The 23,254-nt window shown below is 39.5% G+C and carries 21 protein-coding genes; 10 read left to right on the forward strand and 11 right to left on the reverse strand.

What is annotated here, in order from left to right; genetic code table 11:
* Positions 1-141 precede the first annotated feature (141 nt).
* The 3 genes from ruvB (at position 142) to HMJ38_RS05455 (ending at position 3,439) form a co-directional block, all read left to right on the forward strand.
* Positions 142-1,173 (forward strand): Holliday junction branch migration DNA helicase RuvB, encoded by a 1,032-nt coding sequence (gene ruvB / locus HMJ38_RS05445; protein WP_194973362.1) that lies wholly within the window; start codon positions 142-144, stop codon positions 1,171-1,173.
* Between the two features lie 99 nt (positions 1,174-1,272).
* Positions 1,273-2,217 carry a tRNA epoxyqueuosine(34) reductase QueG gene (gene queG / locus HMJ38_RS05450; RefSeq protein WP_194973363.1) on the forward strand — a complete coding sequence of 315 codons (945 nt, stop codon included), beginning with the start codon at positions 1,273-1,275 and terminating at the stop codon, positions 2,215-2,217.
* Between the two features lie 49 nt (positions 2,218-2,266).
* Positions 2,267-3,439: a hypothetical protein gene (locus HMJ38_RS05455; RefSeq protein WP_194973364.1), complete on the forward strand. Its 1,173-nt coding sequence runs from the start codon at positions 2,267-2,269 to the stop codon at positions 3,437-3,439.
* A 42-nt stretch (positions 3,440-3,481) separates the two neighbouring features.
* Here the strand turns inward: HMJ38_RS05455 and HMJ38_RS05460 are convergent, their stop codons facing one another.
* Positions 3,482-3,673 carry a hypothetical protein gene (locus HMJ38_RS05460; protein ID WP_194973365.1) on the reverse strand — a complete coding sequence of 64 codons (192 nt, stop codon included), beginning with the start codon at positions 3,671-3,673 and terminating at the stop codon, positions 3,482-3,484.
* Positions 3,674-3,791: 118 nt separating this feature from the next.
* Between HMJ38_RS05460 and HMJ38_RS05465 the strand changes: the two genes are divergently transcribed.
* From HMJ38_RS05465 to HMJ38_RS05475, 3 genes are read left to right on the forward strand one after another with little or no spacing between them, the layout of a single operon-like run.
* Positions 3,792-5,240 carry a BatD family protein gene (locus tag HMJ38_RS05465; protein WP_194973366.1) on the forward strand — a complete coding sequence of 483 codons (1,449 nt, stop codon included), beginning with the start codon at positions 3,792-3,794 and terminating at the stop codon, positions 5,238-5,240.
* Positions 5,233-6,309 carry a chorismate synthase gene (aroC, locus tag HMJ38_RS05470; protein ID WP_194973367.1) on the forward strand — a complete coding sequence of 359 codons (1,077 nt, stop codon included), beginning with the start codon at positions 5,233-5,235 and terminating at the stop codon, positions 6,307-6,309. Before HMJ38_RS05465 ends, aroC begins: the two co-directional genes overlap by 8 nt.
* A 24-nt stretch (positions 6,310-6,333) precedes the next feature.
* The gene (locus HMJ38_RS05475) at positions 6,334-7,677 is read left to right on the forward strand and encodes a dicarboxylate/amino acid:cation symporter (RefSeq protein WP_194973368.1); all 1,344 of its coding nucleotides are present in this window, start codon (positions 6,334-6,336) and stop codon (positions 7,675-7,677) included.
* A 72-nt stretch (positions 7,678-7,749) separates the two neighbouring features.
* Here the strand turns inward: HMJ38_RS05475 and HMJ38_RS05480 are convergent, their stop codons facing one another.
* The 3 genes from HMJ38_RS05480 to tpiA form a co-directional block, all read right to left on the reverse strand.
* The gene (locus HMJ38_RS05480; RefSeq protein ID WP_194973369.1) at positions 7,750-7,938 is read right to left on the reverse strand and encodes a hypothetical protein; all 189 of its coding nucleotides are present in this window, start codon (positions 7,936-7,938) and stop codon (positions 7,750-7,752) included.
* Positions 7,935-8,765: a 50S ribosomal protein L11 methyltransferase gene (prmA, locus tag HMJ38_RS05485; protein ID WP_194973370.1), complete on the reverse strand. Its 831-nt coding sequence runs from the start codon at positions 8,763-8,765 to the stop codon at positions 7,935-7,937. Before prmA ends, HMJ38_RS05480 begins: the two co-directional genes overlap by 4 nt.
* Positions 8,766-9,004: 239 nt before the next feature.
* Positions 9,005-9,766, reverse strand: a complete 762-nt coding sequence (gene tpiA, locus HMJ38_RS05490) for a triose-phosphate isomerase (protein WP_194973371.1) — start codon at positions 9,764-9,766, stop codon at positions 9,005-9,007.
* Positions 9,767-9,839: 73 nt separating this feature from the next.
* Between tpiA and HMJ38_RS05495 the strand changes: the two genes are divergently transcribed.
* The 3 genes from HMJ38_RS05495 to HMJ38_RS05505 all read left to right on the forward strand — a co-directional run bounded on the left by HMJ38_RS05495 (position 9,840) and on the right by HMJ38_RS05505 (position 11,659).
* Positions 9,840-10,346: a regulatory protein RecX gene (locus tag HMJ38_RS05495; RefSeq protein ID WP_194973372.1), complete on the forward strand. Its 507-nt coding sequence runs from the start codon at positions 9,840-9,842 to the stop codon at positions 10,344-10,346.
* Positions 10,347-10,399: 53 nt separating this feature from the next.
* Positions 10,400-10,903 carry a hypothetical protein gene (locus HMJ38_RS05500; protein WP_194973373.1) on the forward strand — a complete coding sequence of 168 codons (504 nt, stop codon included), beginning with the start codon at positions 10,400-10,402 and terminating at the stop codon, positions 10,901-10,903.
* Between the two features lie 231 nt (positions 10,904-11,134).
* Positions 11,135-11,659, forward strand: coding sequence for a transposase (locus HMJ38_RS05505; protein WP_228779902.1), 525 nt, complete (start codon positions 11,135-11,137; stop codon positions 11,657-11,659).
* A 109-nt stretch (positions 11,660-11,768) separates the two neighbouring features.
* Here the strand turns inward: HMJ38_RS05505 and HMJ38_RS05510 are convergent, their stop codons facing one another.
* The 7 genes from HMJ38_RS05510 to HMJ38_RS05540 form a co-directional block, all read right to left on the reverse strand.
* Positions 11,769-12,257: a heme-binding domain-containing protein gene (locus HMJ38_RS05510; protein ID WP_194973375.1), complete on the reverse strand. Its 489-nt coding sequence runs from the start codon at positions 12,255-12,257 to the stop codon at positions 11,769-11,771.
* Positions 12,254-12,652, reverse strand: a complete 399-nt coding sequence (locus HMJ38_RS05515; protein WP_194973376.1) for a heme-binding domain-containing protein — start codon at positions 12,650-12,652, stop codon at positions 12,254-12,256. Before HMJ38_RS05515 ends, HMJ38_RS05510 begins: the two co-directional genes overlap by 4 nt.
* 1,270 nt (positions 12,653-13,922) lie before the next feature.
* Positions 13,923-14,750 (reverse strand): hypothetical protein, encoded by an 828-nt coding sequence (locus HMJ38_RS05520; protein ID WP_194973377.1) that lies wholly within the window; start codon positions 14,748-14,750, stop codon positions 13,923-13,925.
* A 124-nt stretch (positions 14,751-14,874) separates the two neighbouring features.
* Positions 14,875-15,843, reverse strand: a complete 969-nt coding sequence (locus HMJ38_RS05525) for a hypothetical protein (protein ID WP_194973378.1) — start codon at positions 15,841-15,843, stop codon at positions 14,875-14,877.
* Between the two features lie 276 nt (positions 15,844-16,119).
* Positions 16,120-17,232 (reverse strand): Gfo/Idh/MocA family protein, encoded by a 1,113-nt coding sequence (locus tag HMJ38_RS05530; protein WP_194973379.1) that lies wholly within the window; start codon positions 17,230-17,232, stop codon positions 16,120-16,122.
* Between the two features lie 313 nt (positions 17,233-17,545).
* Positions 17,546-18,421: a sugar phosphate isomerase/epimerase family protein gene (locus HMJ38_RS05535; RefSeq protein WP_194973380.1), complete on the reverse strand. Its 876-nt coding sequence runs from the start codon at positions 18,419-18,421 to the stop codon at positions 17,546-17,548.
* Between the two features lie 12 nt (positions 18,422-18,433).
* Complete coding sequence (locus HMJ38_RS05540; RefSeq protein WP_194973381.1) at positions 18,434-21,946, reverse strand: PVC-type heme-binding CxxCH protein; 3,513 nt, start codon at positions 21,944-21,946, stop codon at positions 18,434-18,436.
* A gap of 142 nt (positions 21,947-22,088) precedes the next feature.
* Between HMJ38_RS05540 and HMJ38_RS05545 the strand changes: the two genes are divergently transcribed.
* Positions 22,089-22,961: an AraC family transcriptional regulator gene (locus HMJ38_RS05545; RefSeq protein WP_194973382.1), complete on the forward strand. Its 873-nt coding sequence runs from the start codon at positions 22,089-22,091 to the stop codon at positions 22,959-22,961.
* Positions 22,962-23,254: the final 293 nt, after the last annotated feature.

A 23,254-nucleotide genomic window follows, 5' to 3' on the forward strand; every position in this document is an offset into this window, starting at 1 on the left:
TCCGAAAGTTAAAGTTATTTTCTAACAATAGTTCCAAAACAACCTTAGAAATGCAACAATATTGCCTTTAATTTCAACCTGATTTATTTAATCTTTTTGCCTTGATCTAAATTTCTATCTTTGTAAGGCAGATGCATAGCTATGAGAGAAGATTATTTGAGTGGTGATAAAGAAAAACTGGATAACTCGGACAGGGAAATAGAGAGGGCTCTTCGGCCTTTGAGCTTTGATGATTTCACAGGTCAGTTCAAGATTGTGGAAAACCTTAAGATCTTTGTTCTGGCGGCCAAAAGAAGAAATGAACCATTAGATCATGTTCTCCTGCATGGCCCTCCTGGATTAGGGAAAACCACCCTCAGCCATATCATAGCCAATGAATTGGAATCAGGACTGAAAATTACCTCAGGACCTGTGTTGGACAAACCGTCTGACCTTGCAGGCCTATTGACCAATCTCGAAGAAGGCGATGTCCTTTTCATAGACGAAATCCACCGGTTAAATCCCATTGTGGAGGAATACCTGTATTCAGCAATGGAAGATTTCAGGATAGACATCATGCTGGATTCGGGACCCAATGCCCGTTCTGTTCAGATTTCACTAAGCCCTTTTACCTTGATCGGGGCGACAACGAGATCAGGTTTGCTTACCTCTCCTTTACGTGCAAGGTTTGGTATCAATTCCCGACTAGAATATTATGATGCCAAACTTTTGACGGGAATCGTGGAAAGATCTGCAGGAATCCTCCAAACTCCAATAGATGAAATAGCTGCCTATGAAATAGCAAGAAGAAGCAGGGGAACACCCAGGATTGCGAATATGCTACTTAGGAGAACCCGGGATTTTGCCGAAGTAAAAGGAAATGGAACGATCAGTCTGGAAATAGCAAAATTCGCTCTCAATGCATTAGATGTGGATGAAAACGGGCTGGACGAAATGGACAACAGAATCCTGATGACCATCATAGAAAAGTTCAAAGGAGGGCCTGTTGGTCTCAGTACCATAGCAACAGCCTGCAGTGAAGAGGCAGAAACCATCGAAGAGGTTTATGAACCATTTTTGATTCAAGAAGGATATCTGAAAAGAACTGCAAGAGGTAGAATGGCAACAGAATTAGCCTACAAGCACTTGAAAATCAAGCCGGATTTTGGGGGACAAATGGGAAGCCTTTTTTAGGGATGAAGGAGAAGAAACAAGAGACAAGAAGCAAGAACCAAGACTGGTGGTGTTGAGATAATAGGGTTATTTGGTAAGAGAAAAAAGTTGAGAGTCAAAATGTTCAATAATACCTTTCTTCAAAAAAACAAGTACGCTGGGATTATTAAGGCGCATGCAAAAGACCTGGGCTTTGATTTTTGTGGGATTGCAAAGGCGGAATTTTTGGAAGAGGAAGCTCCAAAACTTGAGGCTTGGCTCAACAAAAACTACCATGGTCAAATGGCCTACATGGCCAACCATTTTGACAAAAGACTAGACCCGACCAAACTGGTTGAAGGAGCAAAAACCGTGGTCAGCTTGATTTATAATTACTACCCCGACCAAAAACTTCCAGAAAGCAAGGAAGACCTCAAAATAGCAAAGTATGCTTATGGCAAAGACTACCATTTTGTGGTGAAAGATAAATTGAAATCTTTTCTACTACATTTGAAAGATGAAATAGGAGATATTAACGGTCGGGCTTTTGTGGACTCCGCCCCAATGATGGAAAGGCAATGGGCCCAAAAATCCGGATTAGGATGGTTGGGTAAAAACAGTTTATTGCTGAACAGACAGATGGGCTCATTTTTCTTTTTGGCAGAATTGGTCTTGGATATAGAAGCAAGTCCCGATGAGCCAATGACCAAGGATTATTGTGGCACCTGTACAAAATGTATCGATGCCTGTCCAACTGATGCCATTGTAGCTAATGGAGTGGTAGACGGCTCAAAGTGCATTTCTTATTTTACCATCGAACTCAAAGAACAAATCCCTCAGGAGATGAAAGGAAAATTCGAGAACTGGGTTTTCGGTTGTGATATCTGTCAGGACGTTTGTCCCTGGAACAGTTTTTCAAAACCTCATCAAGAACCTCAGTTTAATCCTCATCCAGATTTGGAGGAAATGAATAAGAGAGATTGGGTTGAAATTACGGAGGAAACATTCCGAAAGGTTTTCGCAAAATCTGCTGTTAAAAGGACAGGATATAATGGTTTTTTGAGAAATATTAAGTTTAATCTTTGACCATGCTTTTTGGAATATTGGGTAATTTTGTCCTATCAGCATCCAAGCTATGAAGTTAACCGAAGTATTGTCAAAAAATGATGAAAGAGCATTCATCAAGGTACATATTTTGATCAATGAAAAGGATCCCAACTGGATAAGGCCGCTAGACAAAGATGTGCTGTCGGTTTTTGATCCAAAACAAAATAAATACCTCCAAGGTGGTGAAGTGGTCCGATGGGTTCTAAAAGACAACAATGATAGGCTGATCGGCCGAATCGCAGCATTTGTCAACAAAAGATATAAAAGCAAGGGAGATAATTTCCCTGTCGGTGGCATTGGCTTTTTTGATTGTATTGACAATCAGGAATCTGCAAATCTGTTGTTTGATTCAGCAAAGGTCTGGTTAATGCAAAGAGGTATGCAGGCAATGGATGGGCCGATTAATTTTGGTGATCGGGATAAGTGGTGGGGACTTTTGACAGAGGGTTTTCATCCACCAATTTATAATATGAATTTCAATCCATCATATTACCAAAGGCTTTTTGAGGAATACGGCTTTAAGAATTTCTATAACCAAATTTGTTGGAGTCTTTCTGTTGCGTCTGATTCCCATCAACTTGACCCGAAATTTTATGAATCACATAAAAAATTCGATGGAAACCCTGACTTCAAGGCAGTATATATCAAAAAGGATCAACTGCCAAAATTTGCCCAAGACATGAGCACAGCGTACAATAAGGCATGGGTAAAACATGAGGGAAATAAAGAACTATCTCCTCAACTGGCACTCAAATTATTGAATTCAATGAAGCCTGTTTTGGACGAAAAATTGATGTGGTTTGTTTATCACAAAAATGAACCCGTGGTAATGTGGTTAAATCTTCCGGATATCAACCAAATCATCAAACACCTTAATGGACAATTCGGAGTATGGGCAAAAATTAAATTTTTCCTTATAAAAACTTTTGGAAAGAATAGCAGCTTTGTAGGGATTGTATTTGGTGTTGTACCCGAGTTTCAAGGTTCAGGGTTAGATTATTTTATGATAGTAGAAGCAGAAAAAGTCATCAAATCCCAAACAAACTACAAAAAACTAGAACTATACTGGCAGGGGGATTTCAATCCTAAAATGTTAAATATTTCTAAAAATCTTGGGGGGAAAAAAAGCAGGAATCTTATTACTTACAGGTATTTGTTTGATAGAAATAAGCCTTTTGAAAGGCATCCAATATTGGAGTAGTTTGATAAAAAAAAATAAAGCCCCTTAATCGGGGCTCTTTCTTTAACCTGCCAAGCTGATAAAATATTTATCCAGCACAGGTTCGTAATTGTTGGAAAACTTCCTATAACACCAATCCCTGAACTCTTGTATTTCCGTTGGCATCAACAAATTCAGGGCTTTCCTCAACTCTTTCTCGAAGAGTTTTCCATCAAAACTTACTTTCATTAAGATGGTCTTTACATATTCAAGCATGGTTCAAAGAATTTTATAGGTTAAAGATTAAACAACAACACTTATTGGTACGACACTAAATTTGGTTTGTTGCGTTTAAAATATAAAGTTAATTTGCGAGTATTAAGTAAAACACAACATGATCAAAACGAGCATCACCCTAATTTTTGTATACTTTTTCGGAATTATATTTATTCCTACAATGGCGCAAGAAGTGGTTATTGAACTTGGCCCAGACGAGATAGCTTTAAATGCAACTTTCAGCATCAAGGTAACGATTTCCAATGACAAAATAAAGTCGTATAATGAATTTCCAGATATTTTAGGATTTCAAAAACAAGGAATATCACAATCCTCCTCTATGAATGTTATCAATGGGCAAGTAAGTAGCACCAACAGCATTATCCAATATTATAAGCCATTGAGAAAAGGGGGGGTTACTCTATCAGGTTTCAGTATTAAAATCAATGGAGCAGACTACAGCTCTCCTGGAAAAAAAATAAATGTGGTCGATGCCAGGGCAGCCCAAAGACAGTCCAATGTTTTCGATCCATTTGATGATCTTTTCGGTAAGTCAAGAGAAGAGCCTGAATTTATTGAAATTGAAGACGATGCTTTTTTTGCTTCTTCTGTAGATAAGGAAGAAGTTTTTGTGGGGGAAGGATTCAATGTCAGTTTAGCCTTTTATATGTCAGAGACCAATCAGGCGCCATTTCAATTTTATGAACCCGGCAAACAACTTGATGGAATACTGAAAAAAATGAAACCTTCCAATGCTTGGGAAGAAAATTTTAACATCACCAATATCCAACCGGAACGAGTAAGTTTCAATGGTAAAACATGGATAAAATATAAAGTTTATGAAGCGACGTTTTTCCCTTTTTCTGAGGGAGAAATAACCATTCCCCCTATTTCATGGGAAATGATCAAGTACCGAGTAGCCAAAAACCCTACATTTTTTGGCAGCAACAGGTTAGAGGATTTCAAAACTTTCTATTCTTCTGCTAAAAAAGTGAAAGTTAATCCGCTTCCGCCCCATCCGCTAAGAAATGAAGTAAGTGTGGGCATTTTTCAATTACGGGAAAACATCTCACAATTTGAAGCACAGACAGGTGAGGGCTTCACATATAATTTTGGGATCAATGGAGAAGGAAATATCAACTCTATATCTGCGCCAAAAACAAGACAAATACATAAATTAAATACTTACGATCCCAACGTGAGACAACAGGTAAACAGAGGAATGAAGAAAATTACCGGTATCAAGGAATTCACCTATTACCTTACCATCAATGAACCCGGTCAGGTTAATCTTGCAGATCATTTTGAGTGGATTTACTTTAATCCTGTCCAATCAAAATATGATACCCTCAGACCTAAGGCTATTATTAATGTGACAGGCGAGTCCAAAGTCAATCAGGCCATTTCCAATCAGCGGTTGGGTGGGATTTATGATTTGATTGAAGTAGAGAGCAATAAACTTTCTTACGAAAGATATAAGTATTATTTTTCCATCTTTATCAATTTATTGCTGGCAGGATCGGTCATATTATTGGCAGTCCTGATTATGAGAAAAGGTAATGGGTAACACTTTCGGAAAAATATTCAAGATTTCAACATTTGGAGAATCCCATGGTTTGGGTTTGGGTGTAGTCATAGATGGCTGTCCTGCGGGACTCACTATTGACGAGGATTTTATACGGGCAGAAATGCAGCGTAGAAAACCCGGTCAATCAAAAATTACTACGCAAAGAAAAGAAGAAGACGAGTTTCAAATACTTTCAGGGGTATTTGAAGGTAAAAGCACAGGCACACCCATAGGCTTGGTCATCATGAATACCGACCAGAAAAGTAAAGATTATAGTCATATCTCGGACAAATTCAGACCTTCACACGCCGATTATACATACTTTGAAAAATTTGGTACCCGCGATTATCGTGGTGGTGGCAGAAGCAGTGCCAGAGAAACAGCCGCAAGAGTTGCAGCAGGATCCATTGCTAAAATGTTACTAAGTCATTACGGTATTAGTGTACAGGCTTATGTAAGTCAAGTGGGTGACCTGAAATTAGAAAAAACCTATCAAGAACTTGATCTGAACAAAACGGAAGATAATATTGTGAGGTGTCCTGATCAAAAAACTGCCGAACGGATGATCGATTACATCGACGAGGTTAGGAAAAGCAGGGACACAGTTGGAGGCATCGTAAGCTGCGTGGCAAAAGGTGTTCCTCCTGGTATCGGCGAACCCGTTTTTGACAGGTTACATGCTGAATTGGGCAAAGCCATGCTTTCTATCAATGCGGTCAAAGGTTTTGAATATGGAAGCGGTTTTGAAGGGGTGAAAATGCGTGGCTCCGAACACAATGATGCCTTTTACCAGGATGGTGATCGGGTAAGAACCAGAACCAATCACTCAGGTGGTATTCAAGGAGGTATTTCCAATGGTGAGGATATCTATTTCAATGTAGCATTCAAGCCCGTGGCTACCATCATGCAAGATCAAGAATCCGTCAATGAATCAGGTGAAACTGTGACTGTGTCCGGAAAAGGAAGACACGATCCTTGTGTAGTTCCCAGAGCAGTACCGATAGTGGAAGCCATGTGTGCTTTGGTATTGGCCGATTATATCCTGATCAGCAGATCTAGCAAAATTTAATTAACAGCAATCAATTTTATAGAAATGCTAAAAAAGATCCCCTTACATACTCAAATCATTATTGGTCTTGTCCTTGGTCTGGTTTTTGGATTATTGGTAATCAAGTTCAATTTTTCGCCAACTTTTACGATCAATTTTATCAAGCCTATTGGTACAATATTTATCAATGCGCTGAAGATGATTGCTGTACCCCTCGTTTTGGCTTCTTTGATAGTAGGCGTAGCCAATTTAGGTGATGTTTCAAAGCTTTCTAGAATTGGGGGTAAAACTATCATAACCTATTTGCTCACTACCATCGTTGCAGTGACTATTGGTCTAGGTTTGGTCAACATATTTCAGCCAGGAAAAAGTCTCCCTCAGGATACCAAAGAGAATCTAATGACACTCTATGATGATGCAGTAGGCTCAAAAACCATGCAAGCAGCGGAGCTTAAAGAAAAAAGTCCATTGCAACCGCTGGTGGATATGGTTCCCGAAAATGTAGTAGAGGCAGCAGGAGACAATGCAAGTATGCTTCGGGTCGTGTTTTTCGCCATTATTATGGGCATTGCTTTATTAAAAATTCCAAAAGGAAAAGCACAACCTGTGATCGCATTTTTTGATGGATTGAATGATGTAATCATCAAAATAGTAGGCTTCATTATGCTTATTGCACCTTATGGTGTTTTTGCTTTGATGGCCTCCTTGATCGTAGAAATAGCAGGAGATAACCCAGATTCTGCTGTGCAGTTACTGCTTGCTTTATTAAAATACAGCTTGGTAGTAGTTGGTGGATTATTATTGATGGTATTTTTGATATACCCCACCATTCTGAAAAGTTTCACAAAAATAAAATATCTGGATTTTTTCAAAGCCATTAGGCCTGCTCAACTTTTAGCTTTTTCTACCAGCTCAAGTTCGGCAACTTTACCTGTTACAATGAGACAAGTAGAAAATGAAATCGGAGTTTCAGAAGAAGTAAGTAGTTTTGTCCTGCCCTTAGGTGCGACCATCAATATGGATGGTACCAGCCTGTATCAAGGAGTAGCGGCGGTATTTATTGCTCAGGCCTTGGGTATGGATTTAAGCCTTGTCCAACAATTGACCATAGTCTTGACAGCCACATTAGCTTCTATAGGATCTGCGGGAGTACCCGGTGCGGGTTTGATTATGTTGATTATAGTCTTGGAATCTATTGGTGTTCCCGCAGCAGGAATTGCACTGATTATCGCGCCTGATAGAATATTGGACATGTTCAGAACTGTTGTGAATGTAACAGGGGATGCTACAGTTTGCTGTGTGGTGGCTTCTACAGAAGGTGAATTGCCAGAGGGACTTATCCGTCAATCCAATCCACTTACAGCAGATGTGGAAGAGGGGGTTGGATAAAGAAATTAAAAAGCCCCTGAAAATTTTAAGATTTTCAGGGGCTTTTTAATTTCTCTTAGGTATCTTTCTGAATCATAAAACCCTCCTCTTATACCTCCCCCAAAAAAATAAAGGAAAGATCAAAGCCTTCAATTTCCAATCATTCTTCTCCCGAATGTCCAAAGAGTTATTCAGATGTACGGCATTGTACATCTTTGAAGCCAATAGGGTATGCCCGATCAGCAACAGGAAAAGGACGGCATAAATAACCAGTTCTGTCATAGCTTTTCCAAAATCAACGCTGCCCAATCGTCTTTGGATTGCACTTCCTTTTCTACAAACCCAAACTGAAACGCCTTTTCGGCAATGTCAAGAACATCGTGTTCATAAAACCCACTGAGCAACAAATGGCCTTTGCTTTTGACCAAGGTGGCATAAACATCCATTTCGTCCAAAAGCACATTCTTATTAATATTGGCCAAAACGATGTCAAATTCACCTTGTGGTTTCACTTCACGAACAGTTCCCTTGCCCATCCTCACTTTGTTCATCCCATTCAGTTCGAAGTTTTCATTGCCGTTTTCGACACACCATTCGTCTATATCAAAGGCTTCTATTTCCTTTGCTCCTAACTGATGAGCCATAATGGCCAAAATCCCTGTCCCGGAACCGATATCCAAAACCCTTTTGCCAAGATGATCGATGGTCAATTGGTGGGACAGCATCAGGTAAGTAGTAGCATGATGGCCTGTACCAAATGACATTTTTGGATTGATCAGGATTTCATATTTAAATTCTTTTCTAGGTTGATGGAAGGAAGCCCTGACATAAACCTGATCACCTACCTCGATGGGGTCATAGTTTTTTTCCCATTCCTCATTCCAATTGACTTTTGGCATCTTGCCTTCAGTCACCTGAATGGAAGCCGCCTCATGATATTGGTCGATGACTTGCTGAAATGAATTTCTATCAAACAGGTCTTCCTGAATATAGGCATCAAAACCCTCATCTGTCTCCAAAAAAGAATCATAGCCGACCTCTGAGAGCTCGGCTATGAGAATTTCACGGTATGGTTCCTTACAGGAAAATTTGAATTCCAGGTATTGCATGGGTATTTTTCTTCTTCTTAAGTCCTAATTTTTTCCCAAAATCATACAGAAAAGAGATGAAAAAGTGTAGTAAACCTTAAACGGGATTAGACTTCTCTACCGATAGCCATCGGGAGAGAAGTGACAAGGGTAAGCCATGTTCAGTTCTTAGTCAAATTGTATCATCTTACTTTGTCAATGCCAGCTAGTTACCAAGGACGGGATCTTACATCGGTCATCGGTCATCTGACATCGAGCATTTAAAACGATTTCACAATCTCCACAAAATCCCTTGATTTCAAGGAAGCACCGCCAATCAATCCACCATCCACATCAGGCTTGGAGAACAGTTCCTTGGCATTTCCGGGATTGGCGCTGCCTCCATAAAGGATGGAAATGTTGTCGGCCAATTCCTGTCCATATTTGCTGGCAAAATGATTCCTCAGTGCCGCATGCATTTCCTGTGCCTGATCGGAAGAAGCTGTTCTACCTGTTCCAATGGCCCAAATAGGTTCGTAGGCAATGACTATTTTGGACATTTCCTCAGGTGTAAATCCAAAAAGGCTTTCTGTCAATTGCTGTTTAACATATTCCTCATGTGTGCCGGCTTCACGGATTTCCAAGGGTTCGCCACAGCAGAAAATCGGTGTCAGGCCATTGGCCAATGCCTGCTTGGTTTTTTCAGTCAGCAATTCATTGGACTCTTTAAAGTATTCCCTTCTTTCGCTGTGTCCGATAATAACATAAGTGGCCCCAAAAGAAGCTAACATACCTGCCGACGTTTCTCCGGTATAGGCACCGGAAGCTTTGTCAGAGCAATTTTGGGAACCTAGGAAAAGGTTTGGCGTATCCCCGATCAGTTTCTTAACAGAATAAAGGTGAACAAACGGTGGGTTGAGTACAGTGATCACATCTTTGATGTTTTCATCCTTGAGCATATTGACGATTTCAGAAGTCAGCTTTTGACCTTCTTCAAAATTGAGGTTCATTTTCCAGTTTCCGGCTACAATTTTTTTGCGCATAGTGTTGAATGGTTTGAGTTTAAAATTTGAAAAAAATAACACTTAAAGTTACTTTGGGCTAAAATTACACAAAATGTCCTACCCACGAAAAGAATATAATCCCGATCAACCCAAAAAGTATTGGTCCTTGGCCGAAGCAAAGGTCAGGATCGCTTCTTTTTGTGCCTATCAGGAGCGGTACCAACAAGAGGTCAGGAACAAACTGCATAAACGTGGAATCTATGGGGAGGAGGCTGAGGAGTTGATTGCTTATATGATCAGTGAAGGCTATTTGAATGAAGAAAGGTTTGCACAGGCATTTGTAAGCGGGAAATTCAGGATCAAAAAATGGGGCAGAAATAAAATCCTACAGGAACTGAAGTTTCGCCAAATCAGTCCCAATTGTATCAAATCAGGAATGAAGGAAATCGACGAAGATGAATATTGGGAAACACTTCTCCATTTGGTTGAAAAGAAAGCTGACTTGATAAAGGAATCTGATGATTTCAAAAAAAGGTACAAGACCCATCAATACCTGATGGGGAGGGGTTTTGAAAATGATCTGATTCAAAATGCCATAGAAACTATTTTTTCAAAATAAAATCTTTAATAATTGAAAGCAAAAGCCTAATTTGCGAAAGATTTGATTGTCAGATGATTCAGAAATTATTCCCCTTAGACAAAAACTACATACTCCGTCAGGCACAATCTGTTTTGGAAGAAAGCCTTTTGGACACCATGGTTTTTGAGCTTAAAAAATCCTACACCCAATTGTACAATCCACTGATGCTAATGGATGAGACCTTTGCTACTATCTTGGATACTTACGAGTATCCAAAAGACAGGCTGAGGATGATTTACAGGCAGCTATGTGGCATCTACCGTTTTAAAAACAGGGAGAATCAATTGGAGTTGCTTTTTGATGGGCGTACCCATTTTGAAAAATTCCAGGAAGATTGGTCAGCACAGTTGATCGCTTGGGTACATGAGTTGGGTTATCATGAACAATACGTGAAAACCATGCTCAGAATGACTTTGCTTTATGATACAGAAAGCAGGGCAGAATGGGCCGAAAACCACTGCAAGTTTTTTATCAACCAGCATTTCGAGTTGAAAATCATTAAGAGAAAAGGGGAATTGCGGTTGAAGATTGCGTAAAAAAACTAAAGTCATTTTTTTATTTTTCTGGCTAATTCATAAAATAGTAATAAGCACTTACTTAATAGGTTATATAATTTTTATAAATTTATTACCTGATGTCTGAAAAATTCAGAGGTAAATATCGCAACGAGTCCGCAAAATTGGGATTATGGTTGGAATGCTATGTATTTCATTACCATTTGCACCAAAAACAGAATTCATTTTTTTGGGGAAATTGAAAATGATAAAATGAAATTATCCAATCAGGGTGTTATTGCAGATTTATTGTGGTATGAAATAAAAAATCATGCAAATAATGTTGAATTGCGTGAATTTGTCGTCATGTCCAATCATGTGCATGGCATATTGATTATAAACGGGGAAACGTCATCAGGGACAACGCATGACGTAGGGACAGGGTATGATGTAGGGACAACGCATGCGTTGTCCCTACAACCCGATAACGATGTGCCAACCGTAGGGACAGGGCATGCCCTGTCCCTACCGGATGCCCTATCCCTACAACAACCATCGGAACCACCATCCCAAACCATCGGTCAAAAAAGATTTCAAAATCAGGGGAAAAATACCATATCATCAATTATTGGTTCATACAAATCTGCTGTAACCAAACATTGTAACCGCTTAAAATTCGATTTTGACTGGCAATCTCGTTTTCATGACCACATCATCCGGTCTGATGAATCATTTCTAAGAATTGCAACATATATAAAAAATAATCCCGCCAATTGGAAAGATGACACCTTTTTTTAGAATCGCACTCATATGTGAATAATTGGGCGATGAATTTGAATCTCTATTTTGTAATGGGTGCCAGGAAAAGTGACGGTTAGACGATAAATCCAATAAATGCAAACAAGAATCACCCTTCTTCTTCCCAATCCTCCTCATCCTCCTCCACCACCAAATCCATCGCGTCCTCAGCCCAGGCGACAATCAGTTCACGCTGTTCTTCCGTCAGTTTGGCTGAAGGATGCATCAGGGTATAAATTCCCATGGGCATGCTCTCATCGTCAATTACGGAGGAAATGTCATCAAGGTAGCCTAGCTTTTTGATCATGTCATTTTCCTGCCAAGTAGAAAAATTGAGTTCTTTCCTGCCTTCCCTGACATCCTTGGCCACAAGCCAAGAAGATGGTGCCATATAAGAATACCAAGGATAATTGGTCTCATTGCTATGGCAGCTGTAACAGGACGTTTTCAATATTCCGGCAACTTCCTCATTGACAATTCCACTTTGAATAATATCCTCTGGATTATTGGATTCCACGGAAGGCAATTCAGTGGGCACAAACTGAATACCTATAAAAACCAAGAACAATCCTATTAGGATTAAATTTCCCAACTTCATTCTTTGGGTGATTTCTTTTTACCGGCACTCCATTCCATCAAAGTGGCCAATTCACCCTCAGTAAGTTTTCCCTCAGGCTTGTTTTCCAAGAATTTTGCTGGCGGCATATCTCCATTTTCAAGGGCCTCCACGATTTTTCCTTTGGTTGCCATTTGCTTGGCTTTTTTGGAAGCTTCAAATTCATCCCAATCGAGTTTTTTCTTTCCTTTTTCGTTTTTGGATTCTGCATTATGACAGCCATAACATTTCTGTTCAACGATAGCCTTTACCTGAGGAGGCATATCGGGTGCAATTTCATGGGAAATAAATTTTGTTTCAGGTTCGGATTTAGTAACACCCTGAATGAACAAAAGACCTAGAATGGCCAAAGCGGGGAGGAAGAATAATTTTTTCATAGGGAGGAGTAAATAGTTTGATCAGGAATTTCAGAAAAATTTATGAATTCCGCAATTGGATATTTATGAATTGACTGAGATTCTTGGTTTTTCTACTTTAAATGTATGAGAATGGCTAAAGTTTAAAAATTTCCATTTGAAATAAAGTCTTTATAAGACATAAATAATTTTTGTGAACAAGTCACTTATGGTTTACAAAAACAAAAAACTGTCCTTAGAGGGGACAGCTTTTAACCAAACCGAGAGCAAAAAGAACACTAAAATTAGTGCCTGCAATTTCTGTTTTTGAATAACTAAACCTTGATAAAAACCTGAAAATGCAGGGCTTAGGAGTAGATTTTTTCCATATTAATGGGTTTAACTTAATCAGGTTAGCTTAAGTTGCACATTGGTCTCTTTTTATGTATTAAATGATTTAATGGCTTTTATTAAAATAGTTTGGGATGGGTGTGGAGGCCTTTGGAAGACGCTTCCTCAAAAAAATCAAACAGATAATGAGAAGAATTCTAAGGATTCAATTTCATCCTGATGGTTACAGTGGATGGAAAAAATAAAAAGAGATTATCATATCTGTTATTCTATTAGGTATTAAGCAACCGGGGATCTTTATACTGCATGCCGGCAAATCAGCCGCTGCTTTTGCTGAAATATCTGATTAGATTATCAAATATCCAATCCCCCTCGGACAAAAATAATTCGACACCAGGCTGCTTGGAATTAGAGTAAATTGGTGGGAGTATTTGTAATTTCTAAAATACTCAGTGAGTTCTCTCCGAGGCGAACTAGTTCACCAAAAAAGTGAGTGAGTTCACCAAAAAGGCGACTGAGTTCGGCAAAAAGGCGACCCAGTTCATCAAAAAGGCGAGTGAGTTTACCAAAAAGGTGACCGAGTTCACCAAATAGGCGAACCAGTTCATTAAAAAGGTGACCGGGGTTACCAAAAAGGTGAGTGAGTTCACCAAAAAGGTGAACCGGGTAGGCAAAAAGGTGAGTGAGTTCGCCTATGAAGTGGGGAGGGGTACTTCCGAAGTACCCCCTACCACTTCGGAAGTACCCATTTGGACAAAAATGATTCGACACCCTTCGGGGTCGGGAGTATATTTTTGGATGCTTTGATCCCCCGTAAAACCGGGGGTAAATAATATAAGGATTGGAGGCAACAACCCTGAAGTGCCTGCCCCGAGAATCGGGGGTTGAACTAGCTTTGAATTGGAATTACAAATTCCTAAAAATAAAAGGTGTAGTTGCAAACTACACCTATAGAGGATCTTTATTGTTTAAACCTAAATATATCTTGATCTGAGTAATGGGTAATTTTGACATATCTTGACCCATTTTTACCCAAAGGCAATGGAATTCCAAAATCATTACTTCCATTTTCTAAAATGACCAATTTTCTATGCTTTTGCTTTTCAGTTAACACATAATAAGACAACAAAAATGAATAAGCGAACTTTTCCGTCCAATCATCGAATGAGATATTTGGCAATTCCCAGTCTGCTAATTTTTTATCAGAATGTAGAAAAATTATGGAACTGTCAGTTGATATGCTAAAATCTGAATGGGCAAATGCATTTCTCAGAGAGGAGTGGAATCCTTTGGAAATTATTTTTGGATAATTCAAACCGATATCTAATAATGAGTCTCTTAATTCTTTTCTTATAAATGTATGTTTAGACATCTCAGGAATAATAACTTTCCATGGATAGGATTTATCCTGTGCTAATTGAGCTAAGCGAAAAAGCTGCTTTAAGAATGGTTTTGACTCCCAAATATGCGTGTAGATCATCAATTCCAAATTTATTCTATATTCATCGTCCTCTACAGCAACTGCACCAGAAGGAAAAGAATAAAAAGTTTTTATAAAAGCAATCAAAAACTTAAGCCTGGTTTCGTCCCGATATTCGTCCAACATATGATCAATAGTGTGCGGAAAGTATCCTGAATTTGAATCTCCTATTACTTCATCGAATTCGCCATTTGCTACAAATAGAAATAATTTATCGCTACTACACACTTTTTTAACATAGGAAAACAACTCCTCAACCGCTGTTTTTACTTCTAAATTTATCTTTGCAAAATTTTCTTTCGAAATCATTTCAATTATTATATATCTCCAAAAATATTGATAAACAGTATAATGAATTAAATCATTATAATATATAGATCATATATTATTAGGAATTCGTTTACTATTAACCCAACTGACATAAAAATTCAAACTACTCCCAACTTGGTATGTGTTTATTCTTACAGTATTCTTCAATTTCTGTGTCTTCCGAAAAATATTCGTCACAAAATTGATCAAGTTCTTTTTCTGCACCCGAGGCATACTTTTCACTTGCTGTCATAAGTTTTTCTACCTGTTCTATGAACCTGTTAAATTCATTATTCATCTTACAAAGTTTGTCAATGGTCTTAAAATCCAAATCTCTTAATGATGGAGGAAAAAGCAATTTACTTTCATAAGGGTTTGGGTTGAGTTTTAAAATTCCAATTCCAAATGATTGATTTAATCTTGCCATTTCATCATTTAGACTTTCACTAAACTCAAAAGCGACCAAATAGCCATAATTTGCCCAGCTTGAATTTGAAACTGCTTGAAAGAAGGCTTTTTTGAGTTCACTATCACTGTTTATTTCTTTTTTCAGTTCGTAAGAACTCATTTTAAAAGTGTCAAATTTATTTATGGATTTTAAAAAATTTCGGCTAGCCATTGTTTGTAGGTTTAAAAACTTAATGCCCACCATATCAGGGTGAGTCCAAATTTGATTGGTGTCTTTTCCATTTGATTGTTCATGGAAAATAGTTTTAGAATACGTACCTGTGTTTTTTAGATAACTGCTTAAAAGTATATGTAAATCTCTCTCTTCATAAGTTTTGATTTTGGTTGGTTTTATTGCGGGTGCTGTTTGGGTTTCAGTTTCTCCGCTTAAAATGTCAATCGCAATATTCTCCTCGTTCTTTGTCAGATAGTAAGAATAAGTTCCTCCCTGTTGATTTATTCTTTTCACCCTTGAGTCACCCTTACGAATAAAGTCGCCAAGTATAGCCGAAACTGTCGAACCAGGAGTCTTTGCAGGTCCAAAATCATAATAATTTTTCCGCACAATATGATTGTAAACTTCCAAATAGTTTGTAAGTCCGTTAATTTCTTCCAGGCTCTTTAATACTGCTTCTTTTATTGTCATTATCTTTTATTTACTAGTGGTATGGTTAGGAAATGGCGAAACTGTTTTTAATTCAAGAAAATCTGTTCATATCTGCCCAAATAGGGTTGGTATCAGATATATTTTTTTTATTTCCTTTTGTCTAAACTTAATCTCTTTTAGTTTAATTTCCAATCCATCCTCTGAACTTTTTATCTGATCAATTCCTCCCTTTTCTGTTCCAATAACCACAAAAAAACCACTGCATTCGCAGTGGTTCATATGGTTTGAGAGAGTTACAGTTTATAGTAGATAAGCTTACTTGAGTGTAAATTCCGGTAGTTTCATAATCTTTCCACCCGCCATCGCAGATTCGTGGGCCAAGATACCTACGCAGGTGATATTGGCGGATTCTCTTGCATCCGGATAGGGCGCCCTTCCTTCTGTCAATGCAGACAAAAACTCATGAACCAGATGGGGATGGCTTCCTCCGTGTCCTGCACCTTGGATAAAGGACAAGTGCTGATTGTCATCCGAATCATAGACCCCCGCAGTGGTAAAAGAGGCAATTTCTTTGGGAAGCAAATGGGCATAGTCAGGGATTTTTACTTTTGAAGGCACTTCACCGGTATGGATGACGGAATCTTCATGCTCGATCAGGGTCCATTCAAAGGATTTTTTGGAACCATATACATCGAAACTTTCCCGATACTGCCTTGCTGTATTGAAAAGGGAACGGGTCACTTCTGCCGAAAGATCAGAATCCTTGAGTTTGATATGGCAGGTCTCGATGGCGAAAGGCGAACCGTATTTTTCTATCAGGTTTTCATCAATCCTACCCGAACCAAAACAGGATACATATTCTGCCTGCGCTTTTGGCAATGCCAAAACAGGCCCCACACAATGGGTCGCATAGTGCATTGGCGGCAGCCCTTCCCAATATCCCGGCCATCCGGCCATTTCCTGTTGGTGGGAAGCACGGAGAAACTGAATTTTTCCCAATTCCCCATTTTCATACATCTCTTTGACAAAAAGAAATTCCCTGGAATACACCACCGTTTCCATCATCATATAGGTAAGCCCGGTCTCTTCACTTGCCTCCACTATTTGGCGGCATTCTTCTACTGTGGTGGCCATGGGAACTGTACAAGCTACATGTTTGCCTGCCCTGAGGGCTTTCAGAGATTGTTCGGCATGGGCTTGAATTGGGGTATTGATATGGACTGCATCAATGTTTGGATCTTTGAGCAGTTCATCATAATCGGTATATCGGACTTCTACGCCAAAGGCATCTCCGATTTCATTCAGCTTATCTTCATTGCGCTGACAGATGGCATACATATTGGCCAAAGGATGCTTTTGGTATATCGGAATAAATTCCGCACCAAAGCCTAGTCCAATGATTGCGATGTTTATTTTTTTTTGGGTCATGGTTTTTTTAAGTTTAGAATTCAGATTTTAGAATTTAGATTTAATAAAATTAGAATCTCTTGAAATTCCCCTTGCCTAGCAAGGACAAATTTGGGAATTGATAGTTAAGAACTACGAATAGCATTCAAGTCTAGATAGAACTTTGCCTTGTCACCTCGATCCCGACAACAGTAAGGGAGAGAGGTCTACTCCCCGTCTTGATGTCGTTCCCCTTTTTGTAAATGCTATTTTCTCCACTCAGAATGACGACGCATTTTGATCGTTTGACATCGGTCATCCTACATCGGTCATCGGTCATCCTACATCAAACTTCTCAATGCGTAAACTGCCTCCCCATAATCCAGTCCTTCAGGAAAGCAAGTCCTTCGGAGGCAAAACCATCCTGACTCAGTGCAAGAGGTTTCCATATACAGACTGCACCGGCGAGTTCTTGGACATTCGGGGTAAAGCTTTCTATGGAGATCACACCTGAATAATTGACAGCCCACAGCCCTCGTTTGAAAGCATCCCAATTGGTCTGTCCCGTTCCAGGAATGCCACGGTGGTTTTCGGATACTTGCACATGAATCAACTTGTCTCCAACATTCCTAAAGGCCTGCTCCAAGTCAGGTTCTTCAATACTCAAATGAAATCCATCCAACAGCACCTTGGCTGCAGGATGGTTGATATCATAAATCAGCTGCATCAATTCCTTCGTGGTATTGATCAGGTCTGTCTCAAATCGGTTCAAAGTCTCCAAAGCAATCTGCTGTCCGGCTTGCTCGGCCATTTGGCAGACTTTGTAAAGGTTTGTAACTGCTCTGTCCCATTCTACTTTCCGCTGTTCATCTGAAACCAATCTTGCCTTGCCAACTGCCGAATACATGGGACCCGCTACAAAGTTGGCACCTAATTGAGAACTGATTTCAAAACAGGCTTCCAAATAATCAAAACAGGTCTGATGGAAAGCAGGGTCGTCATGGGTCAGGTCACGGGTTGGTCCAAACGCACCGCAGATTACCGGTTTGAGCCCATTATCCTCCAAGGCTTTTTTGACCTCTTCAATATCTATCAATGCGGGGTCTTCCACAGGGATTTCCACCACATCATAGCCCATTTCCTTGATTTTGGGAAACAGGTCAATTGTTTTTTTATTAAAAGGAGAAGTCCAAAGCCAGGTACTTACTCCAAAAGTTACATCTAATGGCATTTTAAGGTTTTTTTATTCAACTATCATTTTACCGTTCATGATACGCCAATGGCCCGGAACGGTACAGATAAATGGATATTCTCCCGGCTGTGATGGGGCAATAAACATAATGGACTCCAGATTATCAGGGTCGACTAACTTGGAAGAAACTATAATTTCAGGAATATTCGGAATATAATTTTTCTCGATTCCCTGAGGATCTCTTGCCATTTCATCTGCCGCTTTACCGATTTTTTCCAGGGATCCGATTTTACCGATCAGCAAGTTATGCTGCATAAAATCCTTGTTCTCAAAATCTATGATCACAGGCTGACCGGCCTTGACTTTAAAACTGGTCACATCATATTTCATCTCGTGAGGTATTACCCCTACTTTGATAATGGTCGCATTATCTCTGGAGATAGAGGGCTGAACCACTTCAATTTCTCTGCTCAAAAACTCTTCAAGATTGATGTTTGGATCTTTTAGGCTAATATAGCTATCCCGGCCCATTCGGCCTCTTAGCCATGAAGCACCTTCATAGTCTCCCACCTGATTTTCATCTTGCATGTCATTTCCAACCCTGATTCTCTCCGGAGAAAGCGGTTTTTCGAACAAAGAAGGAGCTTTGGCTTTACCAATCAGATTTCCATCTACTAAAAGGCTCATTTCTCCATTTTCCAACAAATTGGCCTGAACAGTGAATAAGTTGTTCGGAAGGTTTTTTGGAGTGGATATTTTGTAGGCTTTGCCATTTTGTTTGACCACCCAATTGAGGGAGTTTTCTTTGGCAAAAAGCGTGTATCCGTTTTCTTTATTGCCTTGTGCAATGATTACCCCTTCGATGCCGTCATTCCCTTTGGCCAATTCCGTCCTGATACGGATTTCTTTTCCACTGACATCAGGCGGGAAAATAATGGCAGCCCTTCTGTCCAGGTTATATTCCTCCTCGACCAGGCTTTTGGCAAGTTTATCGGTCAAAGTGTACAGAGAATCCGGTTTATCCGTTGGGAAAAGCGTTCCAATATTTTGTTCAAAATAGGAAGCATGGTTCATGACCCCTGCAAATATCACCTGAGGCAAATACTTGTCTTTGGCATTGCCCTCATCCAAACTGGCCTCATGCAGTACTTTACTGATTTCAGAAGATGAAGGTATATCTGCTAAAGTTTGGAAGACAGACTTTCTGACATTCATACTCGGATCCTGATGAACCTTGGATCCTTGAATGGCTTGGAAAGTTTCCGGTGTCTTGGGCAAAACCTCAATGGCGTTTTTTCTGACACCTGCTGAAGGATGATTTAAAGCCCTTGTCACAATTTGTAGAGAACTCTTATCAGAACCATCCAAAAGCCCCAATCCATGTAATGTCCATATGGCATGGATGGCAGGTGTATTCAATCCCAATTCATCAACATCTCTATTTTCAATCAATTTGTAAAGGTCTGATTTGATAGCTGTATTTTGACTCTCAACAATCAATCGCTGTGCAGTCATTCTCCAGAACATGTTATCACTTTTCAATCCCGCTATCAGATCTTTATTTTTGGAAGGATCCAATTTCATGGTTTTGTGTTCTGGCCCACCTTTATAAACCAACCTATAAATCCTGCCATGCTTATTATCCCGCATCGGATTGATGTATGCATTTCCAGCTCCGTTTTCAAATCCCCTTGGTGTCGGGTTGTGCTGAATGATGAAATTATACCAATCTGCTACCCACAAAGCCCCATCAGGTCCTACTTCTGCATGCACAGGTGAAAACCACTCATCTGAACTGGATAAAATATTGAATCCATTCTTCTCTTTGAATCCAGAACCATCTTCCAAAATGATGGCATTATGCAAGACCCTTCCTGTGGGTTCTGCTACAAAAGCGATCCTATTCCAGTAATTTCTTGGGAAATTTCTGGCGGTATAAAAATTGTGACCTGCAGCCGCGGTATAACCTCCATGATAATCCACCTGTCTTAAAGCCGGAGTATGGTGTGGCATATCATAATGGCTGTCTATTCCAAATACAGTATTGTTCATGCCGCCAATTACCGGTCTTCGGACGTAGTTGTTACTCATAGCCAAATAGGCACTATGCTGCCCATTGGCGGTTGAAATAAACACATTGAAATCTTCTGAGAATCCCAATCCCCAGGTATTGTTGCTGGTGGAACCTAAAAATTCAAAATCTTTCCCTTCCGGAGTGAATCTATAAATCCCCTGTGAAAATGTAAATGGCTTTCCGTCTACTTCTCCCTTGAAACCTGAATATCCCAATACTCCCCAGACTTTGTTATCAAATCCATATTTCAGGTTGGATGGTCCGGCGTGGGTATCACTTTTACCCCAACCTGTGATGACCACTTCCCGCACATCTGCCTTGCCATCTCCATTGGTGTCTTTTAGGAAAATAAAATCCGGTGCCATGGAAATCAATATACCTCCATTGATAGCAACCAAACTGGTAGGGATATTTAAGCCTTCTGCAAAAACAGTGATTTTATCTGCCTTACCATCTCCATTGGTATCTTCCAGGATCTTGATTCTGTCATTGCCACCTTCTTTTCGTACTTCATTGGGATAATCTTCTGTTTCGATGACATATAACCTGCCTTTTTCATCCCAGCACATGGCCATAGGGTTTACAATATCCGGTTCTGAAGCAAATAGCTGCAACTCAAATCCCACAGGAATCTGCACCAATTTCATGGATTCTTCCGGTGATAAAGGATGCTGGAATTTTGGTGCAGGGTCCCTTCTCTCATAATTTGGAATCTCTGCCTCCTCAAATTTTGGTTGAGGAATATCAAAAGAAGCCACCTGCGCTGCTACATCCTCACCTATAGCCCAAAGTATGCCATTGGCAACCAAGGTATGGAATTCCGGTTTTGACCAAGTCCGCTCATCATGTCCATAAGCAGTATAAAATACCCTTCCATTCCCTTGATCTCTGATCCAGGTCCAAGGTTCACGGTGACCGTTTTCTTCCCTTTCCATCAGGACAGTCATATCGGGATTGATTTTACTATGCAAATAGGTCTCATCCCAAGTCTCAAAAGTATTTACTCCCGACATAATGGGATGCTCAGGAGCAATTATATCGACAAAAAATTCCCCTGTTCCGTGGGATTTAAATTGCCCACCGACAGCAGAAACAAACCAATCTGAATTTCGGAAACAAAAAGAGGCACTGTGAAGCGGAATAAATCCTTTTCCGCTTTCTACATACTTTTTCAGGGCAGCTTCCTGTTCAGGCGTTATTACATCATGATTCGCATAGATAGCTATTCCATCATAATTGTTCAGGTTTTCATCATTCAGGTCATTGGGATCTGAAGTATAGGTAAAGTTGATTCCCTTTTGGAAAAGGGGTCTTGCCAGGTAAGGCAAAAGTTTTTCTGAATCATGGTGCTTGCTGTCATGTCCTAGGAATAGAATTTCAGCCCTTCTTGGACCATCTGATAAGGCCTGAAACTTGGCTTTTTGCTCACATCCTATCAAGAGAATGATTGAAAAGACGAAAAGCTTTGGGAGATTTTTGAGTAACGTCATTTTGGGGAGGATTGTATTTTTATTAGAAAGGTCAAGTTGCTGAATTTCAAATTATAATTCTCACTGTTTTTTGCTCAATTCTGACTGAATTTTGATATTAAAATTGATTTTTATCTATTTTTATAACATAATTGACTAAAATATGAAACAAGCACTCCAAAAATCAAGGATTCCTGAAACCAAAGCTTTTATAGTGAAGGAGCTGATTGCTCCAAATTTTGATAAAAACTGGCACTTCCATCAGGAGTACCAATTGTTTTTGGTTTTGGAAGGAAAAGGGACAAGATTTATCGGTGACCAAATGAAGCCTTTTAGGGAATTTGATATGGTGTTCACGGGACCCAACTTACCCCACCTTTGGAGAAATGATCAGATTTATTTTGAAAAAGAAAGTCACCTGAAAACCCATGGAATTGTAATTTACTTTAATGAAGGCTTTCTAGGAGATGCTATATCAATTAAACAGGAGTTCGAGCCAATAAACATATTGTTGGAAAAATCACTTAGGGGACTGGAAATTTTAGGCAATACCAATGTTAAATTAAGGTCCATGATGCAGGAATTAGTCAATACGAACGGAATTGAAAGTATTTTGAAGCTATTGCAGATATTACAGGTACTCGCTGAATCGGAAGAATGCCAACCGATCACCCAAGCAGGATATACCAATAACAATAAGGAGTCGGAAAAAGACAGGATGCGGAAGGTGTATGAATATGTGATGGAAAATTTCAGACAGAAAATATTATTGGAAGAAGTTGCCTCCTTGGGGAATATGACGGAAAGTGCTTTTAGCAGGTATTTTACTTCCAGAATGAACAAACCTTTTTCGGAATTTCTGTCTGATGTCCGGATCAGCCATGCCTGCAAATTGCTGCATGAAGCCGATCTGAACATCAGTGAAATCTGTTACGAATGCGGATTCAATACTTTGTCCAATTTCAATAAACAGTTCAAAGACAGAATGGGGGTGACACCTTTGGTGTATAAGAAGGATTATCAGAGGACGTTCTAGAGAAGCGAGAAACAAGAGCCAAGAAACAAGATAGAGAGGGCTGAACCTTTGAGGTTTTTAAAACCTCGAAGGTTCTATTTGTATCACTTGCAAAAGAGCCAAACAGGTAAACGGCTTCAATGTCAAAATGATTTCCAAGCAACAATTTATAATGATTGACTTTTTTTTTAGCTTCTTTTTTATCAATAGATGTAAGTCTTTATCATCTGTGTTCTTATCTCTGATGCTTTTGGGACAATGTGAAACAATGGTATTTGGCTACAGGCATAATAGTAATCACATAGGGAGTTTTA

It is taken from the genome of Aquiflexum lacus (assembly GCF_015476655.1).
GTDB classification, from domain to species: Bacteria; Bacteroidota; Bacteroidia; order Cytophagales; family Cyclobacteriaceae; genus Aquiflexum; species Aquiflexum lacus.

Excerpts from the sequence above, each read along its gene's own strand:
- HMJ38_RS05545 (WP_194973382.1), top strand. The coding sequence starts at position 22,089 with ATGAAACAAGCACTCCAAAAATCAAGGATTCCTGAAACCAAAGCTTTT.
- HMJ38_RS05535 (WP_194973380.1), bottom strand. The coding sequence starts at position 18,421 with ATGCCATTAGATGTAACTTTTGGAGTAAGTACCTGGCTTTGGACTTCT.
- aroC (WP_194973367.1), top strand. The coding sequence starts at position 5,233 with ATGGGTAACACTTTCGGAAAAATATTCAAGATTTCAACATTTGGAGAA.
- queG (WP_194973363.1), top strand. The coding sequence starts at position 1,273 with ATGTTCAATAATACCTTTCTTCAAAAAAACAAGTACGCTGGGATTATT.
- HMJ38_RS05460 (WP_194973365.1), bottom strand. The coding sequence starts at position 3,673 with ATGCTTGAATATGTAAAGACCATCTTAATGAAAGTAAGTTTTGATGGA.
- HMJ38_RS05475 (WP_194973368.1), top strand. The coding sequence starts at position 6,334 with ATGCTAAAAAAGATCCCCTTACATACTCAAATCATTATTGGTCTTGTC.
- HMJ38_RS05520 (WP_194973377.1), bottom strand. The coding sequence starts at position 14,750 with ATGATTTCGAAAGAAAATTTTGCAAAGATAAATTTAGAAGTAAAAACA.
- HMJ38_RS05510 (WP_194973375.1), bottom strand. The coding sequence starts at position 12,257 with ATGAAGTTGGGAAATTTAATCCTAATAGGATTGTTCTTGGTTTTTATA.
- HMJ38_RS05525 (WP_194973378.1), bottom strand. The coding sequence starts at position 15,843 with ATGACAATAAAAGAAGCAGTATTAAAGAGCCTGGAAGAAATTAACGGA.
- HMJ38_RS05465 (WP_194973366.1), top strand. The coding sequence starts at position 3,792 with ATGATCAAAACGAGCATCACCCTAATTTTTGTATACTTTTTCGGAATT.
- HMJ38_RS05515 (WP_194973376.1), bottom strand. The coding sequence starts at position 12,652 with ATGAAAAAATTATTCTTCCTCCCCGCTTTGGCCATTCTAGGTCTTTTG.
- HMJ38_RS05530 (WP_194973379.1), bottom strand. The coding sequence starts at position 17,232 with ATGACCCAAAAAAAAATAAACATCGCAATCATTGGACTAGGCTTTGGT.
- HMJ38_RS05495 (WP_194973372.1), top strand. The coding sequence starts at position 9,840 with ATGTCCTACCCACGAAAAGAATATAATCCCGATCAACCCAAAAAGTAT.
- prmA (WP_194973370.1), bottom strand. The coding sequence starts at position 8,765 with ATGCAATACCTGGAATTCAAATTTTCCTGTAAGGAACCATACCGTGAA.
- ruvB (WP_194973362.1), top strand. The coding sequence starts at position 142 with ATGAGAGAAGATTATTTGAGTGGTGATAAAGAAAAACTGGATAACTCG.
- tpiA (WP_194973371.1), bottom strand. The coding sequence starts at position 9,766 with ATGCGCAAAAAAATTGTAGCCGGAAACTGGAAAATGAACCTCAATTTT.
- HMJ38_RS05505 (WP_228779902.1), top strand. The coding sequence starts at position 11,135 with ATGAAATTATCCAATCAGGGTGTTATTGCAGATTTATTGTGGTATGAA.
- HMJ38_RS05455 (WP_194973364.1), top strand. The coding sequence starts at position 2,267 with ATGAAGTTAACCGAAGTATTGTCAAAAAATGATGAAAGAGCATTCATC.
- HMJ38_RS05540 (WP_194973381.1), bottom strand. The coding sequence starts at position 21,946 with ATGACGTTACTCAAAAATCTCCCAAAGCTTTTCGTCTTTTCAATCATT.
- HMJ38_RS05500 (WP_194973373.1), top strand. The coding sequence starts at position 10,400 with ATGATTCAGAAATTATTCCCCTTAGACAAAAACTACATACTCCGTCAG.
- HMJ38_RS05480 (WP_194973369.1), bottom strand. The coding sequence starts at position 7,938 with ATGACAGAACTGGTTATTTATGCCGTCCTTTTCCTGTTGCTGATCGGG.